Source organism: Streptomyces sp. NPDC047022 (genome assembly GCF_040644155.1).
GTDB lineage: Bacteria > Actinomycetota > Actinomycetes > Streptomycetales > Streptomycetaceae > Streptomyces.
In genome coordinates this window covers 95116-111325 of the sequence record NZ_JBEYVV010000004.1, presented here as the reverse complement: position 1 = coordinate 111325, position 16210 = coordinate 95116, and the positions used below count along the sequence as shown (strand labels likewise).

14 protein-coding genes and 1 tRNA gene are annotated in these 16210 nt (G+C 70.8%); 7 read left to right on the top strand and 8 right to left on the bottom strand.

The window, feature by feature from the left end; all coding sequences use genetic code 11:
• The first annotated feature begins 127 nt into the window (after positions 1–127).
• Positions 128–817 (top strand): DUF4232 domain-containing protein, encoded by a 690-nt coding sequence (locus ABZ845_RS07225; protein WP_360974006.1) that lies wholly within the window; start codon positions 128–130, stop codon positions 815–817.
• A gap of 361 nt (positions 818–1178) precedes the next feature.
• The gene (locus ABZ845_RS07220; protein WP_360974003.1) at positions 1179–2021 is read left to right on the top strand and encodes a right-handed parallel beta-helix repeat-containing protein; all 843 of its coding nucleotides are present in this window, start codon (positions 1179–1181) and stop codon (positions 2019–2021) included.
• Here the strand turns inward: ABZ845_RS07220 and ABZ845_RS07215 are convergent.
• The 7 genes from ABZ845_RS07215 to galU form a co-directional block, all read right to left on the bottom strand.
• Positions 2003–2076 (bottom strand) — tRNA-Ala (locus ABZ845_RS07215). The two genes, ABZ845_RS07220 and ABZ845_RS07215, sit on opposite strands and share 19 nt — an antisense overlap.
• Positions 2077–2176: 100 nt before the next feature.
• Positions 2177–3346, bottom strand: coding sequence for a gephyrin-like molybdotransferase receptor GlpR (gene glpR, locus ABZ845_RS07210; protein ID WP_360974000.1), 1170 nt, complete (start codon positions 3344–3346; stop codon positions 2177–2179).
• Positions 3347–3519: 173 nt separating this feature from the next.
• Positions 3520–4170 (bottom strand): GNAT family protein, encoded by a 651-nt coding sequence (locus ABZ845_RS07205; RefSeq protein ID WP_360973997.1) that lies wholly within the window; start codon positions 4168–4170, stop codon positions 3520–3522.
• 17 nt (positions 4171–4187) lie between these two features.
• Positions 4188–4772: a MogA/MoaB family molybdenum cofactor biosynthesis protein gene (locus ABZ845_RS07200; protein WP_360973994.1), complete on the bottom strand. Its 585-nt coding sequence runs from the start codon at positions 4770–4772 to the stop codon at positions 4188–4190.
• Positions 4769–5248, bottom strand: a complete 480-nt coding sequence (gene moaC / locus ABZ845_RS07195; protein WP_360973991.1) for a cyclic pyranopterin monophosphate synthase MoaC — start codon at positions 5246–5248, stop codon at positions 4769–4771. Before moaC ends, ABZ845_RS07200 begins: the two co-directional genes overlap by 4 nt.
• Positions 5249–5458: 210 nt before the next feature.
• Complete coding sequence (gene glp, locus ABZ845_RS07190; protein ID WP_360973988.1) at positions 5459–6784, bottom strand: gephyrin-like molybdotransferase Glp; 1326 nt, start codon at positions 6782–6784, stop codon at positions 5459–5461.
• A 5-nt stretch (positions 6785–6789) separates the two neighbouring features.
• Positions 6790–7692 carry a UTP--glucose-1-phosphate uridylyltransferase GalU gene (galU, locus tag ABZ845_RS07185; RefSeq protein ID WP_360973985.1) on the bottom strand — a complete coding sequence of 301 codons (903 nt, stop codon included), beginning with the start codon at positions 7690–7692 and terminating at the stop codon, positions 6790–6792.
• 95 nt (positions 7693–7787) lie between these two features.
• Between galU and ABZ845_RS07180 the strand changes: the two genes are divergently transcribed.
• The gene (locus ABZ845_RS07180) at positions 7788–8411 is read left to right on the top strand and encodes a 5-formyltetrahydrofolate cyclo-ligase (protein ID WP_360973982.1); all 624 of its coding nucleotides are present in this window, start codon (positions 7788–7790) and stop codon (positions 8409–8411) included.
• Positions 8412–8482: 71 nt separating this feature from the next.
• Here the strand turns inward: ABZ845_RS07180 and ABZ845_RS07175 are convergent, their stop codons facing one another.
• On the bottom strand, positions 8483–11266 hold the full coding sequence (locus ABZ845_RS07175) for a penicillin acylase family protein (RefSeq protein ID WP_360973979.1): 2784 nt from the start codon (positions 11264–11266) through the stop codon (positions 8483–8485).
• A gap of 283 nt (positions 11267–11549) precedes the next feature.
• Here ABZ845_RS07175 and ABZ845_RS07170 point away from each other — a divergent pair, with 283 nt between their 5' ends.
• From ABZ845_RS07170 to ABZ845_RS07155, 4 genes are all read left to right on the top strand, one after another.
• Positions 11550–13127 (top strand): potassium/proton antiporter, encoded by a 1578-nt coding sequence (locus ABZ845_RS07170; RefSeq protein WP_360974445.1) that lies wholly within the window; start codon positions 11550–11552, stop codon positions 13125–13127.
• Positions 13128–13427: 300 nt separating this feature from the next.
• Entirely contained in the window at positions 13428–14699 is a 1272-nt protein-coding gene (locus tag ABZ845_RS07165) for an MFS transporter (RefSeq protein WP_360973976.1), read from the top strand.
• 68 nt (positions 14700–14767) lie between these two features.
• Positions 14768–15073 carry an FmdB family zinc ribbon protein gene (locus ABZ845_RS07160; RefSeq protein ID WP_360973973.1) on the top strand — a complete coding sequence of 102 codons (306 nt, stop codon included), beginning with the start codon at positions 14768–14770 and terminating at the stop codon, positions 15071–15073.
• 134 nt (positions 15074–15207) lie between these two features.
• Positions 15208–16041 (top strand): S-methyl-5'-thioadenosine phosphorylase, encoded by an 834-nt coding sequence (locus tag ABZ845_RS07155; protein WP_360973970.1) that lies wholly within the window; start codon positions 15208–15210, stop codon positions 16039–16041.
• The last annotated feature ends 169 nt before the right edge of the window (positions 16042–16210 follow it).

Sequence of the window (16210 nt, the reverse complement as noted above, 5' to 3'; positions counted from 1 at the left end):
CGATCTGGACTGTCCCTCTGTCGTCACCTCCGTGTCACAGCACCGTATCGCCGCAACCCCACGGCACAGGACCGTCGTCATCGTGGACACCGGCACGTCGGATGCCGCTTGACCAGGAGCTCTCCCAATGACTACCCGCACGCGCAGCACAGCCGTGACCCTGACGTCCCTTCTTGCCTCTTGCCTGCTGCTCACGGCGTGCCAGTCGGGCGGCGGCTCGACGGGCGCGGCTCCGGCCTCCGCCTCGGCGGCGTCCTCCGACGGCGCCTCCGCGGCCTCCTCCGGCGGTGCCTCCGCGTCGGCCGTTCCCGCAGGTGTCGCGTCCAAGCCGGCCTCGTCCGCCCCGTTGGCCACATCGCGCGCCACCGCGGCGGGCACGCCCTCCTGCGCCGCCGGGGCCCTGACCCCGTCCGTGGCGCACCGCCTCGAGCCGAAGCCGGACAACACCTACGGCGTCCTGCTCAACTTCGCCAACAGCGGCGGCAAGACCTGCGTGATCGAGGGTTTCCCCACCGTCGCGATCGCCGGCCAGGGCGACCCCACCCGCAACCGGCCGCTGAAGGTCACCCCCGAGGGCACCGCGCGCTCCGTGCGCCTGGCGCCGGGTGCACGGGCCTATCTGATGCTCACCTTCCACCAGGTGCTGGGTGAAGCCGACGGGTACTGCCCCTCGGGCGCCACACCCTCGGCCCCGCCGTCCCTGGTGGTCGGAGCCGCAGGCGGCCACTTCCAGGTCGAAATGGGTGACGGCGGCGGCAACTTCGCGGAATGCGACGACGTCGTCCGCACCACGGCCTTCCTGCCCACCCAGCCCTGACCGCCGCCGGACGGCCGGGCAAGGGGGGCCCGGCCCGAAGGTGAGGACGGCAGACCGTCGAACAGCGCGCGGAGGAGGATTCAGCCGCGGCTCACTGGCAAAGGTGCGGAGGGCGGCTTTGCCCGCCACTGCACCTACCACCTGACCACCGCCTACAGCGGCAACGACGGACTGCCCCCCCATCGACAGGCAACTCACCATCGAGGGCCGGGACTCCACCATCGTCCGCGACGGGCTGACGGCAGGCGGCTTCCGCATCTTCCACGTCACCTCCACCGGTGACCTCCACCTCGACGACATCACGATCCGCGGCGGCAACGCACCCACCGACGGGGGAGGCACCCTCGTCGACGCCTCCGGCATGCTCAAGCTCGACAAGGCCACCCTCGACAACAACACCGCCGGCACCGAGGGAGGCGGCGTCGCTGTCAAGCAAGGAGCCACCGCGTACATCACCCGCAGCGAGTTCACCTTCAACAACGCGCCCGTCGGTGGTGGCCTGCAGTCGGACGGTACCGTCACCACCGACGGCGTCGTGTTCTCCCGCAACTTCGCCGCCAATCACGGCGGTGCCATCGACCACGACCTCGGTGACGCGGTCTACCGCAACACCACGCTGAAGGACAACGCCATCGGCAAGGACGGCGGCGGCATCGACATCGACGACGGCACCGTCCAATTCATCAACAGCAAGATCCTCGACAACACCACCACGGGTGCGGAGGGCGGCGGGATCTGGAACGCAGCCTCACTGACGCTCATCAAGACCGAGGTCTCCGGCAACGTCGCCGGAGGCTCCGGCGGCAAGGGCGGCGGCATTCACAACGAGGGCACCATGGTGCTGCGGGACAGCTCGGTCGACCGCAACAGTGCGAACGGTTCCGGCAATTCACGGGGCGGCGGCATTCTTCGATGCGGGCGGTGCGGTGACGCTCGACCACAGCCAGGTGAACAACAACGCCTCCACCGTCGCACCGGGCGACGTGGACACCGACACCCAGTTCACCGTGAACCGGTCAGAGATCCGGAACAACATCCCCACCAACTGCGACGGCAGCCCGGTCATCGTCACAGGCTGCGTCGGCTGACCCCTCACGAACCAAACCCGGCGGGCATCTGTACTTCGCTGCCGTACGACACGTCAAAGCCCCGGTCGGGAGATCCCTACCGGGGCTTTGAGCTGCGTGGACCTGAGGGGATTTGAACCCCTGGCCCCCTCGATGCGAACGAGGTGCGCTACCGGACTGCGCCACAGGCCCTTGCAACGAGTGAAACTCTAGCACCCCCATCGGCCTGCCCGGAAATCCGTTCCGCCCTGGTCAGCAACCGGGAGACGGCAGCCGCTGTACGGCCGGAGGCTTACTCATTGGCGGCCCGGGGCCGTTCGCCGTCCTCGTACTGGTCGAACAGCGGGGTGCGCCCCCGCTCCCGGGACCTGCGTGCGGACGCCGCCCGCCGGGCGTCGCTGCGGACGCTGTCCGCGGACTCCGTGGCCGTCTCCGCGGCGGGCGCGGATTCCCCGGAGTCCGGTTCGGCGGCGGAGGCGGGCACCGACGGCACGGGTGCCGCGGCGTCCGCGGCGCTCGACCGGGCGGAGCTCCATGTGTCCGGCGCGCCGAGGTCCACGCTCGGCGTCGCCCGGGGAGCGACGGGCGCGGTCACATACGTGGGCAGCGGCACCGGGACGGGGTCCCAGCTGTCCCCCTGTGCGGGCCGTCGCTGCCGCTCGCGCTGCTGGTCCACCCACTCCGCGTGGTCGGTCTGCTCCACGAGGGCGCGGCGGTCGGCCGCGAGCGCGGACAGTCCGGGGTCGCTCCCGGGCTCGGGGCCGTCCTCCGGGTCGTCCGCCGCTTCCGGGGTGGCCGGCGGGCGCCGCCTCGGCTGGCGCTCGCGCAGCCGCTGGGCGGCCACCTCGGCCCTGCGGCGGTCCATGGTGTACGTGAACCGCTTGCGCTCCTGGGAGCGCAGATAGGCGATGTACGCGCTCAGCAGCACGGCGGGCGCCGCGGGCGCCCACAGGAACGCGAGCCCCCCGACGGCGGCGACGATCGCGCCGACCGTGAACGCCAGGAAGAGGAGCACGGTCGTGCGGCGTCTGCGCGCGAGCACCTTCGTGCGCCGCGCCCTCGCCGCGGCCTCCGCGGAGGTCGCCCTCCGTGCCCGGGGGACACCCCCGCCCACCGCGGGACGGGAGCCGTCGGGCTCGCGCCGGGGTGTCGCCTCGGGGTCCACCCGCTCCACCCGTTCCTGCTGCGCGGTCGGAGGCATGGCGAAGGCACGGACGTCCACCGAATCGGTGACATCGCCCGGCCGGGCGCCCCGCTCCCCCTCCTCGGTCGAGCGCGCGCGCAGGTCCTTGGCGTATCGGCGCTCCATGCCCGCCCGTCCGGACAGCAACCGGATGGCTGTGCTGAAGCGTTCCGTCGGACGAGACTCGTTCAACTCGTCCTGCCTACGGAGCCACATCGGCACCAAGTAGGCGGCCCAGGCCCCGACAATGACTGCGTAGATGAGGCCGCTGCTGCTCACGTCTCACACGGTAGAGGGGTTTGCGTGAGGCCATCCGCCAATTGGGCCGGTGTGTCGCACGATCTGGCTGATATTTCGAACTTTTTTTGGGACCGATGCGATCAGCAGGCAGGCGGGACCGCTAATTCATGAGGCCGAGGCGATCGTCACCCGATCAATTTCGAACACATTTTTTATTTTCCGGGGTGCGCCGACTTGCCCGGATCCGTGCGTTCCTGCTGCGCACGCGCCCGCTCCGCGTGCGTCCGCCGCCAGCGCGCGAGCAGCCCCTCGGGCACCTCTTCGGCGGTGAGCGCGAAGACCATGTGGTCGCGCCAGGCCCCGTCGATGTGCAGATAACGCGGCCGGAGCCCCTCCTCGCGGAATCCGAGTTTCTCCACGACCCGGCGGCTCGGCCCGTTCTCGGGGCGAATGCAGACTTCGATGCGGTGCAGCCCGACGGTCCGGAAGCAGTGGTCGACCACCAGCGCCACGGCCGTCGGCATCACTCCGCGGCCCGCGACGGCCTCGTCCACCCAGTAGCCGACATGCCCCGAGCACATCGAGCCCCAGGTGATGCCGGCCACCGTCAACTGCCCTACGAGGCGCCCCTGGTACTCGATGACGAAGGGCAGCATCCGCCCCGCGCTCGCCTCGCTGCGCAGATGCCGGACCATCTGGCGGTAGGTGGGCCGGTGGGTGACCGGGCCGCTGGGCGTGGGCGGCGGAATGGTCGCCTCCCACGGGCGCAGCCAGTCCCGGTTGCGCCGGTTCACCTCGCGCCAGGCCCGCTGGTCGCGCATCTTTATCGGCCGGAGGACGACATCGCCGTCCGCCAGCTCCACGGGCCAGGATGGGCTGTTCAGCTCGCACCCCCACTCGGTCTGGAGGGGGCCTCGCCGGACGCGGACCCCCCTGTGTCGGCCCTGGGGTGGTCACCGCCGCGGATCTGGTCGACGGCGTGCACCAACAGGGTTTCCAGGACGGCCAGTCCGTCCTTCACCCCGCCGGTGGATCCCGGCAGGTTGACGATCAGTGTGCCCTCCGCGACCCCGGCGACTCCCCGGGAGAGCGCCGCCGTGGGCACCTTCTTCCATCCGAACGCCCTGATGGCCTCGGGAATGCCCGGCACCTCGCGGTCGATCACCGCCCGGGTGGCCTCGGGGGTGCGGTCGGTGGGCGAGACACCGGTGCCTCCCGTGGTGACGATCACGTCGTAGCCCGCGCGGACACCCGTGCGCAGGGCGGCCTCCACCGGGTCCCCGTCCGGGACCACCCAGGGTCCGTCGACCGCGAAGCCGAACCGGACGAGCGCCTCCGAGATGAGAGGTCCGCCCTTGTCCTCGTACACGCCCGCGGCGGCGCGGTTGGACGCGGTCACCACCAGCGCCGCGTACGGCGCCAGGAGGGCGTCGCCTCCCGGGGGCCCGGCCGACGCCGCCGTCATGACCGGCTCCAGTCGCCCGACTTCCCGCCCGTCTTCTCCTCCACGCGCACGTCCGTGATCACCGCGCCCTTGTCGACCGCCTTGACCATGTCGATCACGGTCAGCGCCGCGACACTGACCGCGGTGAGCGCCTCCATCTCGACGCCCGTGCGGTCGGTGGTCTTCACCGTGGCGGTGATCTCCACGGCGTCGTCCGCGACCCGCAGATCCAGTTTCACACCGGACACCGACAAGGGGTGGCACAGGGGGATCAGGTCCGGGGTGCGCTTCGCGCCCATGATGCCCGCGATACGCGCGGTGGCGAGCGCGTCACCCTTGGGAACGCCCTCCCCGCGCAGCAGCTCGATCACACGCGGCGAGACCAGGACGCGCCCGCTGGCGCGGGCGGTGCGCGCGGTCACGTCCTTCCCGGAGACGTCGACCATACGGGCCGCCCCCGCGTCGTCGATGTGGGTCAGTCGGTCCTGCGTACTCATGTGCTGCGGCGCTCCCGGTCCGGGCCCGGCCCGGTGCGGTGCGCGGGCCTGTTGTGCGCGACACGGTATCGCGGGCTCGGCGCGGTCGGCGGGGCAAGGTCCCTGACGCCGGGCGGTACGGCCGGGAGGACGACCGGGCGCTCACCCACCCGGCCGCCGGAGCGCCCCCGAACGGGACCCGGCTCCGAGGCGGGGCCCGGGTGGCCCGGGTCAGGCGAGGAGGACCACCTCGACCTCGGAGCCGGGCTCCACGGACGTGTCACCCTCGGGGACGACGATCAGAGCGTTCGCGTGCGCGAGAGCCGCGACCAGGTGGGACCCGGCGCCGCCGACGGGAGTCACCGTGCCGTCGGCGTACTGCCCGCGCAGGAACTGTGTGCGGCCCGGCGGCGAGGTCAGCGCCTTTCCCGCCTCCAGGACCGCGCGGGTCCGGGGGCGGTGCACTTCCGTGAGCCCCATGAGGGTGCGGATCGCGGGGCGCACGAACAGTTCGAAGGAGACGTACGACGACACCGGGTTGCCCGGCAGGGCGAGCAGCGGTGTGTGGTCGGGGCCGATGGAACCGAACCCCTGCGGCTTTCCGGGCTGCATGGCGAGCGTGCGGAATTCGACGCCGCCGCCGCCCGCCTCGTCCTCGTCCCCGGCCAGGGAGAGCGCCTCCTTGACCACGTCGTAGGCGCCGACGCTCACACCGCCGGTGGTGACCATGAGGTCCGCGCGTACGAGCTGGTCGTCGATGGTGGAGCGCAGCGTGTCGGCGTCGTCGGCGACCGCGCCCACCCGGTAGGCGATCGCCCCGGCGTCCCGGGCCGCCGCGGTGAGCGCGAAGCTGTTGGAGTCGTAGATCTGGCCGCGCGCCAGCTGCTCGTCGGGCTGGACGAGTTCGCTGCCGGTGGACATGACGACCACACGCGGGCGCGGGCGCACTCGTACCGTGCCGCGGCCGATCGCGGCGAGCAGCGCGAGCTGCGGCGGCCCGAGCACCGTGCCCGCGGCGAGGGCGAGATCGCCCGCCTTCACGTCGCTGCCCGCCGTGCGCACATGCGCGCCCGCTTCGGCCGGACGGTGGACCCGCACCTGCCCCGAGGCGCCCTCGGGGGACAGGCTGCGGGCCCGCATCCCTGAGACGGGGCCGCCGCCGAGTCCGCCGTCGGTCCACTCCACGGGGACGACGGTCTCGGCGCCGGGCGGCATCGGGGCGCCGGTCATGATGCGCGCGGCCTGACCGGGACCCACCCTCAGCGGGTCGGCCGCGCCCGCCGCGACGTCCCCCACCACGGTCAGGGCGGCCGGAAACTCCTCGCTCGCGCCCGCGACATCCGCGACCCGTACCGCGTACCCGTCCATCGAGCTGTTGTCGAACGGCGGCAGGGAGACCGGCACCGTGACATCGTCGACCAGGACGCAGCCCTGGGCGTCGAGCAGTTGCAGCTCGATGGGTTCCAGGGGGCGCACGGTGGTGAGGATGTCCTCCAGGTGCTCGTCCACCGACCAGACGTGGTCCTCGCCGACGGGGCGGGTCGCGGCATTGTTCAAGATCGCTACATCTCCTCGGCTACGAAACTGCGAAGCCAGGCCCTGAAGTCCGGGCCCAGGTCTTCACGTTCGCATGCGAGTCTGACAATGGCACGCAGATAGTCGCCGCGGTCGCCGGTGTCATAGCGGCGGCCCTTGAAGACGACGCCGTGCACGGGGCCGCCGATCTTCTCGTCTTCGGCGAGCTGCTGGAGCGCGTCGGTGAGCTGGATCTCGCCGCCGCGGCCCGGCTCGGTCTTGCGCAGTACGTCGAAGATGTGCGGGTCGAGGACGTAGCGGCCGATGACGGCGTAGTTCGACGGGGCGTCGTCGGGGTCCGGCTTCTCGATCAGGCCGGTCACGTTCACGACGTCGCCGTCCTCGGTGGGCGCGACGGCCGCGCACCCGTAGAGATGGATCTGCTCGGGGGCGACCTCCATGAGCGCGATGACGCTGCCGCCGCGCTGCTCCTGGACCTCGACCATGCGGGCAAGCAGGGGGTCGCGGGGGTCGATCAGGTCGTCGCCGAGGAGGACGGCGAAGGGCTCCTGGCCCACGTGCGGGGCGGCGCACAGCACGGCGTGCCCGAGGCCCCTCGGGTCGCCCTGGCGGACGTAGTGCATGGTGGCGAGGTCGCTGGACTCCTGGACCTTCGCCAGACGCTTGGCGTCGCCCTTCTTCTCAAGGGCCGACTCGAGCTCGTAGTTGCGGTCGAAGTGGTCCTCGAGGGGACGCTTGTTGCGGCCGGTGACCATCAGGACGTCGTCGAGCCCGGCGGACACGGCCTCCTCGACCACGTACTGAATCGCGGGCTTGTCGACTACCGGCAGCATCTCCTTGGGAGTGGCTTTGGTGGCCGGCAGGAACCGGGTGCCGAGGCCGGCCGCGGGAATGACAGCCTTGGTGATCCTGGGGTGCGACTCAGTCATGCTCGCCACCATATCCGGTGGCTTATGAGCAGAAACTGTCCCTCCGGTTAAATCACCCTCATATGAGCGTCTTTGGGAAGGTAGGTCCCTGAGCTGTGGCCCCCACGGAACACGGAGCCGAGCGTCGCAAGCAAACGTTGCGCCGAGGGCTCCTCCAGGTGAGACGCGGGTTGACGCCGCATGACGTGCGTGAGGCGGCGACCGCGCTGGCCGACCGGGCGCTGGAGCTGCCCGAACTGGCCGGCGCGCGCACGGTGGCCGCGTACGTCTCGGTGGGGAGCGAGCCCGGCACCGCGGCGCTCCTGGACGTGCTGCGCGCACGGGGCGTCCATGTACTGCTCCCGGTGCTCCTGCCGGACAACGACCTCGACTGGGGCACGTACACCGGACCCGGCTGCCTCGTGAGCGTCCGGCACGCCGGAAAGATGGCCCTGCTGGAGCCCGCGGGAGAGCGCCTGGGGCCGGAGGCCGTCGCGGAGGCCGACGCCGTGCTGCTGCCCGGGCTGGCGGTCGACGGGCGCGGCATGCGCCTGGGGCGCGGCGGGGGATCGTACGACCGCGTGCTGGCCCGTCTGGAGCGCGCGGGGGCCGACCCGGCGCTGGTGGTGCTCCTGTACGACGCGGAGGTCGTCGAGGAGGTCCCCGGGGAGCCGCACGACCGTCCGGTGCACGCGGTGGTGACACCGTCGGCCGTGCATCGCTTCGGCGGGGGCGTCTAGGGTCTTTCGTCACGCAACGGAACAGGCCCTCCACGCGCGCGTGGAGGGCCTGTTCCGCGAGCTCGCGTCCGTCAGGGCTTGAGCTCCAGGGTGTCGGTCGTGCTCTTGTCGACCTCGTCCTTGGAGAAGTGCCACGACAGCAGGTCGCCCTTGGCCCACAGATCCGTCTGGTCGGTGTAGTGGGCGTCGTAGGCGTGCCCGGAGGCACCGGAGAGGTTGATCCACTTGGACTTGTCGAGGTCGGCCAGGTTGACCACCATCCGCATCGAGGGCACCCACACGGCGCCGTAGCCGCCCGCCGCGTTCCACCCGGTGGCGTTCACGGTCGCCTCGCCGCCGTCGAGCTGCCACGGGCCGCGGTTGAGCATGTACTGCAGGAGGCCGGGGCCCTCGGTGCCCAGGGTCTGGTTCTTCAGGAACAGGCGGTGCAGCCGGCCCCAGCTCCAGGTGTCGACGTCCTTGCCGAGCTTGGCGGTCAGCTCCCAGCGCGCGTCCTGCATGGCCCGGGCGAACAGCTGGTCGCGCGTCGTCGTGGCCGGCTCGGTGCGCGTGGCCGGGGTGTGCCACCAGTCGTTGTTCTGGTCGTCGAGGATGTTGCGCACGACCTCGAACCAGCGGTCGCCGCCGTCCGGCTGCGCCTGGTCCGGCTCGCGCTCACCGCACTCGCGGACCTTCTGGTTCTCGTCCGCGGGCCCGGTGCTGTCGGCGGGCTCCACCCACAGGCACTGCCCCTTGACCCGCAGCTCCTTGGGCAGCTTGTTGCCGAAGGCGAGCTTGAGGACGTTGCGCCAGACGGCGTTGAAGTACGCCGCCGCCGCCGAATCGGCGTCCTGGGTGTAGTCCCAGCCCTCCAGCAGCTTCTGCGTCTGGCGCACGTTCTTGTCGGAGATGTCGATCTTGAGCAGCTTGGGCACCAGCAGCTTGGCGATCTCGCTGCTGTCGTCGAGCTGCATCTGCCGCATGTCGTCCGTCGAGATCTTGCCGCCGGTCTTGATCTTCGACTCGATCAGGTCGGTGATGCGCTGGCTGCGTGCGCCGTAGCCCCAGTCCGTGGTGAGCGTGTAGGGGTACTTGCTCTTGTCGATCACGGCCTGGTTGGCGGTGACGATGTAGCCGCGGTCCGGGTCGAACTCGTACGGCAGCGCGGTCTGCGGAATGTAGCGGCCCGTCCAGCTGTACTTGGGGTCCCAGCCCGGCGCCGGGAGCGAGCCGTCGTCGCCCTTGGCCCGTACCGGGATCCTGCCGGGCAGCTGGTAGCCGATGTTGCCCTGGGTGTCGGCGTAGACCAGGTTCTGCGAGGGCACGTCGAAGGAGCGCGCCGCAGCCCGGAACTCGTTCCAGTTCGACGCCTTGTCGATCGCGAAGACGGCGTCCATGCTGTTGCCGGGGTCCAGGGCGGTCCAGCGCAGCGAGATGCCGTAGCCGTCGCCGCGGTCGGGAGCCCCGGTGTCGACGGTGGCCTTCTTGCCGACGGTGACGAGCTCGTCGTCCCGGTCGGACAGCAGCGGGCCGTTGTCCGTGGCACGCACGACGATCTGCTTGGAGTCACCCCCGGCGACCTTGACCGTCTCCGTACGGGTCGTGAACGGCCGCACCTTGCCGTCGTAGAGGTAGCCGTTGCCGGACATCTTCTCCAGGTAGAGGTCCGTGACGTCGACGCCCGAGTTCGTCATGCCCCAGGCGATGTTCCGGTTGTGGCCGATGACCACACCGGGCATGCCCGCGAACGTGTACCCGGTGACGTCGTACTGGCACTTGCTGGACACCGTGGTGCAGTGCAGGCCCATCTGGTACCAGACCGACGGCAGCGAGGCCGACAGATGCGGGTCGTTGGCCAGCAGCGGCTTACCGGTGATCGTGTACTTGCCGGAGACGACCCAGGAGTTCGATCCGATGCCGTTGCCGTTCACGCCGACGGCCGTCGGAACGTTGTCGAGGACCTTGTAGAGACCCGACAGCTGGCTCTGCAGAGCGGACGACGCCGAGGAGGACGAGGAGGAAGCCGAGGAGGACGAGGCCGACGTCGACGCGCCTGTCCCCGACTGCGTGCCCGACGCCGTGGGCCCTTCGAATGCCTGGGTGACGGCGTTGTACCGGCCGTCGCCCTTCTGGACGATCGGCTTGTTGCGGCCGTACGGGTACTCCGGGTAAAGGTCTGCGATCTGCTTCGGGCCGAGCCGGCTGGTCATCAGGGAGCGGTCGATCTCGTCCTGCATGTTGCCGCGCAGATCCCAGGCCATCGCCTTGAGCCAGGAGACCGAGTCGACGGGCGTCCACGACTGCGGCTTGTAGTCGTTGGTCAGCCCCAGGGCCGCGTACTCCAGGGAGATGTCCCCGCCGTCCTTGCCCTTCAGATAGGCGTTGACTCCCTTGGCGTACGCCTGGAGGTGCCTCTTGGTCGAGGCCGACAGCTTGGTGTCGTACTCCTGCTGCGCCACCCGGTCCCAGCCGAGCGTCCGCAGGAACTCGTCGTTCTTGACCTGCCCTTTACCGAACATCTCGGACAGGCGTCCGGCCGTCATATGGCGGCGCACGTCCATCTCGTAGAACCGGTCCTGCGCCTGGACGAAGCCCTGCGCCATGAAGAGGTCCTCGTCCGAGGAGGCGTAGATCTGGGGGATCCCATTGCCGTCGCGCTTGACCTCCACGGGGCCCGAGAGGCCTTCGAGGGTGAGCGTCCCCTTGGTCTGCGGGAAGGAGGCGCGGACGGTGCTGACGGACCAGTAACCGCCGTAACCGAAACCCCCCACGAGGGCCAGAACCAGGACGATCAGAAGCAGACGGGCTCTGCGCCCCTTCTTCCTGCCGGACTTGCCGGGCTTCTGGCCGGAAGAGGCGGTGGTGTTCGGGGGCATCGCTGTCCTTGCTGTCCTAACACGAGCGGCAGGGCGGGCTGTGCTTTCTACTGAGCGCTGGAGCAACCATAGGCGCAGGGCCCGGTACGCCCTACCGCGGAGTCGGGAACGAGGCCGGACGAGAGTTCGATCATGCGCCTCCGAGCGTCAAGAAAGCGTCAAGAGTTAGGTAAGCTAATGAAGTACCCTCGCTGAAGTCCGCGTTCCGAGCCGGGCTTCGTATGCCCGGATCGAGGCGTGCGCGCCAGGCGGCGCCCGGCCCGGGTGTGGAGAGGCCGGAGACATCCGGAGAGCCGGAGACATCCGGAGAGAAAGTGACCGGAGAGAAAGGGATCAGCCGCTGACCGTCCACCACCTCAACCAGCTCCTGCTCGCTTGTTCGCTCGTCTTGCTCGTCGCGGTGGCGGCGGTACGGATCTCTTCGCGCAGCGGGCTCCCAAGCCTGCTCGTCTACCTGGGCATCGGCATCGCCATGGGCCAGGACGGGTTCGCCCACATCCACTTCGGCAACGCCGAACTCACCCAGGTCATGGGATACGCGGCGCTGGTCGTGATCCTGGCCGAGGGCGGACTCGGCACGAAGTGGAAGGACATCCGGCCCACCCTGCCCGCGGCCACCTCCCTGGCCCTGGTCGGCGTCGCGGTGAGCGTCGGCGTCACGGCGGCCGGCGCCCACTACCTGTGCGGTCTGAGCTGGCGGCATGCGCTGATCATCGGAGCGGTGGTGTCGTCGACCGACGCGGCGGCGGTCTTCTCCGTACTGCGCAGAATCCCCCTCCCCGCGCGCGTGACGGGCATCCTGGAGGCCGAGTCCGGCTTCAACGACGCCCCGGTGGTCATCCTCGTCGTCGCCTTCTCCACGGCCGGCCCCGTGGAGCACTGGTACACGCTGGTGCTCGAGATCTTCGCGGAACTGGCCGTCGGCGCCGCCATCGGCCTCGCGGTGGGCTGGCTGGGGGCCTGGGGCCTGCGGCACGTGGCGCTGCCCGCGTCCGGCCTCTATCCGATCGCCGTCATGGCCATCGCGGTCTCGGCGTACGCGGCGGGCGCGCTGGCCCACGGCAGCGGATTCCTCGCCGTGTATCTCGCGTCGATGATCCTCGGCAACGCGAAGCTGCCGCACTGGCCCGCTACACGCGGCTTCGCCGAGGGACTCGGCTGGATCGCCCAGATCGGCATGTTCGTCCTCCTCGGTCTGCTGGTGACCCCGCACGAACTGGGCGACGACGTCCTGCCCGCCCTGCTGATCGGGCTGGTCCTGACCATGGTCGCCCGGCCGCTGAGCGTCGTCGTGAGCCTGACGCCGTTCCGGATGCCGTGGCGGGAGCAGACGCTGCTGTCCTGGGCCGGACTGCGGGGCGCGGTGCCCATCATCCTGGCGACCATCCCCATGGTGAACGGGGTGGACGCCACCCACCGCATCTTCAACATCGTCTTCGTCCTCGTCGTGGTCTACACCCTGGTCCAGGGCCCCACGCTGCCCTCGCTGGCCCGCACGCTGCGCCTGGGCGAGGGCACGGAGGCCTCCGACCTCGGCATCGAGTCGGCACCCCTGGAGCGGCTGCGCGGACATCTGCTGTCCGTCGCGATCCCCGAGGGCTCGCGGATGCACGGCGTCGAGGTGGGCGAGCTGCGGCTGCCGGCCGGCTCCGCGGTCACCCTGGTCGTGCGCGAGGGCCGGTCGTTCGTGCCGCTTCCGGCGACCGTGCTGCGACGCGGGGACGAACTCCTCGTGGTCGCCACCGACCAGGTCCGCGACGCCGCGGAGCGGCGGCTGCGCGCCGTCGGCCAGGGCGGAAAGCTCGCCGGATGGCTGGGCATGACCGGCAACGGACACGGGCACGGAACGCCGCGGCGGTGACCGGGGGGCGGGCGGACCGGCTGGGCGTTACGCCCGTGTTCCGCCCGCCTCACACCACCGGCAATGCCAGGTGAACGTCGCCGTGAGTGCCACCTTTCACAGGCCCCCGCCCCTCCACCTCTGTACAATCAAGGAGCACCCTGATCGAACCAACTCTGCCTGACGCAGAGCTGGCGCGACCGTATGGCGGCCGGGACGCACCCGTAGCGGGCGAGACGGCATCTACCGCAGTCCGCGCAAGAGGACAGCTCTCGGCGCCCCCGCACGGGCGCGCTACCAGGCGGCAGAAAGGCACGGGCCGTGGCATCCACGGTCACCTCGAAGTCGTCCCGTCCGGGCTATGGACAGCTGCTGCGCACCCGCGGCGCCTGGACGTTCCTGCTCCCCGGTTTCGCGGCGCGTCAGCCCTTCGCGATGCTCACCCTCTCGCTCGTGCTGCTCGTGCAGCACACGACCGGCTCGTACGGCGCCGCAGGGGCCGTCGCCGCGGCCACCGGCGTCTCCATGGCGCTGTTCGCCCCCTACAGCGGCCGGCTCGCCGACCGTCACGGCCAGCGGGCGGTGCTGCTGCCGGGCGTCCTGGTGCACGCCCTCGCGGTCTCGGCCCTGACGGCGCTCGCGCTCGCCCACGCGCCCCTGTGGGTCCTGTTCGCGGCATCCGTGCCGACCGGCGCCTCGGTGCCGCAGGTCGGCCCCATGGTGCGCGCCCGCTGGGGCGTGAAGCTCCAGGACTCGCCCCTGATGGCGACGGCGGCGGCCTTCGAGTCCGTCACCGACGAGCTGACCTTCGTTCTCGGCCCGCTGCTGGCGACGGCCCTGTGCACCGCCGTGGACCCGTCCGCGGGCCTGCTGACCGAGGCGGGTCTGACGCTGGTCGGCGGTGTGCTGTTCGCGGCGCAGAAGAGCACGCAGCCGCCCGTCGCCGCCGTGTCGCACGCGCGCGTGCGGCACGATTCCGCCCTGCGCATCCCTGGTGTGCGGGTATTGGTCGTGACCTTCCTGGGCATCGGCACCGTCTTCGGAGGCATGCAGGTCGGTCTCGCCGCCTTCACCCAGTCGATCGGCGAGCCGGGGCTCAATGGCGTCCTGTACGGAGTGTTCGCCGCCGGCAACATGCTCTCCGGCATCGTCTGCGGCGCGATCGTCTGGAAGGCCGCCCCGCAGCGCCGTCTCGTCGTCGGCTACGCGGCCCTCGCGCTGGCCGCCTCCGGTCTGTGGACGGCGCACTCCGTGCTCCTCCTGGCCGGCCTCGGCCTCCTGGTGGGCATGTGCATCGCGCCGTCCCTGATCACGGGCTACACGCTGGTCGAGGCCCTGGTCCCGGCCGCCGCCCGCACCGAGGCGTTCACCTGGATGACCGGCGCGGTCGCCCTCGGCCAGGCGGCGGCGGTGACGGTGGCCGGACAGCTGGAGGACCGCCTGTGGGACGGCGCCGGATTCCTGGTGCCGATGGCCGGAACGGTCCTGGCTCTGGCGACCCTCGTGTCCCTGCGTTCACGGCTGGTGCAGCAGTCCGGCGGCCGTACGGTCGCGCGTGGCGTCGGTCACCGCGTGCCGGTGGCAGTGGACTGATCCTCGGGAATACGTCACTATGGATCGTCGTTAGCACTCATTGAGTGAGAGTGCCAGGAGGAAGACAAGTGCCGACCTACCAGTACCAGTGCACCGAGTGCGGCGAGGGCCTCGAGGCGGTGCAGAAGTTCAGCGACGACGCCCTGACCGAGTGCCCCAACTGCAAGGGACGCCTGAAGAAGGTGTTCTCCGCGGTCGGCATCGTCTTCAAGGGTTCCGGCTTCTACCGCAACGACAGCCGCGGCTCCTCCTCGAGCAGCAGCCCGGCTTCGTCGAAGTCGTCGAGCTCCTCGTCCGGCACGTCGTCGTCCTCGTCGTCGGACTCCGGTTCGTCTTCGTCGTCGACGAGCACGAGCACCAGCTCCGCCGCCTGAGCCTGGCTCCGGGCTCCACGGCCTGAGCCCGGGCTCACTCTCCGGCCCCCGAGCACTCCGCCGAACCCGGCCCGGCCCCGCTGTCGTACGACAGCGGGGCCTTTGGGGTCCTCGAGACCGCTAGTGTGCTGGCCATGGAGAACGCAGAGATAGGTGTCATCGGCGGCTCAGGGTTCTACTCCTTCCTTGACGACGTCACCGAAGTCCAGATCGACACCCCGTACGGAGCACCGAGCGACTCCCTGTTCCTCGGCGAGATCGCCGGCCGGCGGGTGGCCTTCCTCCCCCGCCATGGCCGCGGTCACCATCTGCCGCCGCACCGCATCAACTACCGCGCCAACCTGTGGGCGCTGCGAGCCGTCGGCGTCCGCCAGGTCCTCGGGCCGTGCGCGGTGGGCGGGCTGCGCCCCGAGTACGGCCCCGGGACGCTGCTGGTCCCCGACCAGATGGTGGACCGCACGAAGGCCCGGGCGCAGACGTACTTCGACGGGCTGCCGGGGCCCGGCGGCGCGGTGCCGAACGTCGTCCACGTGTCACTCGCCGACCCGTACTGCCCCGCCGGGCGTCAGGCCGCGCTCCGGGCGGCGCGCGGGCGGGAGTGGGAGCCGGTGGACGGCGGCACGCTGGTCGTCGTCGAGGGCCCGCGGTTCTCCACCCGCGCCGAGTCCTTGTGGCACCAGGCGCAGGGCTGGTCCGTGGTGGGGATGACAGGACATCCCGAGGCCGCGCTCGCCCGTGAACTGGAGCTCTGCTACACCTCGTTGACGCTGGTCACGGATCTGGACGCGGGGGCGGAGACCGGCGAGGGCGTCTCGCACGACGAGGTGCTGAAGGTGTTCGCGGCGAATGTGGACCGGCTGCGGGGCGTGCTGTTCGACGCGGTGGCGCAGCTGCCGGAGACCGGCGCACGGGACTGCCTGTGCAGCACTGCTCTGGGCGGGATGGATCCGGGGTTCAAGCTGCCGTGACCCTGGCGGCAGGCGCAGGGGAGAGCCGGAAGGTCTCGTTCGGGTGAGAAGGTTCTCCACAACCGACCGGTAGTCCACGGGCGTCAGCGGGCTTTGCGGCGAAGCCTCATCGTGGATCGCGTCCCGATCTCGCGACGCAGGTGGTGGTCAGCATGGCCCGGTTCTCCCC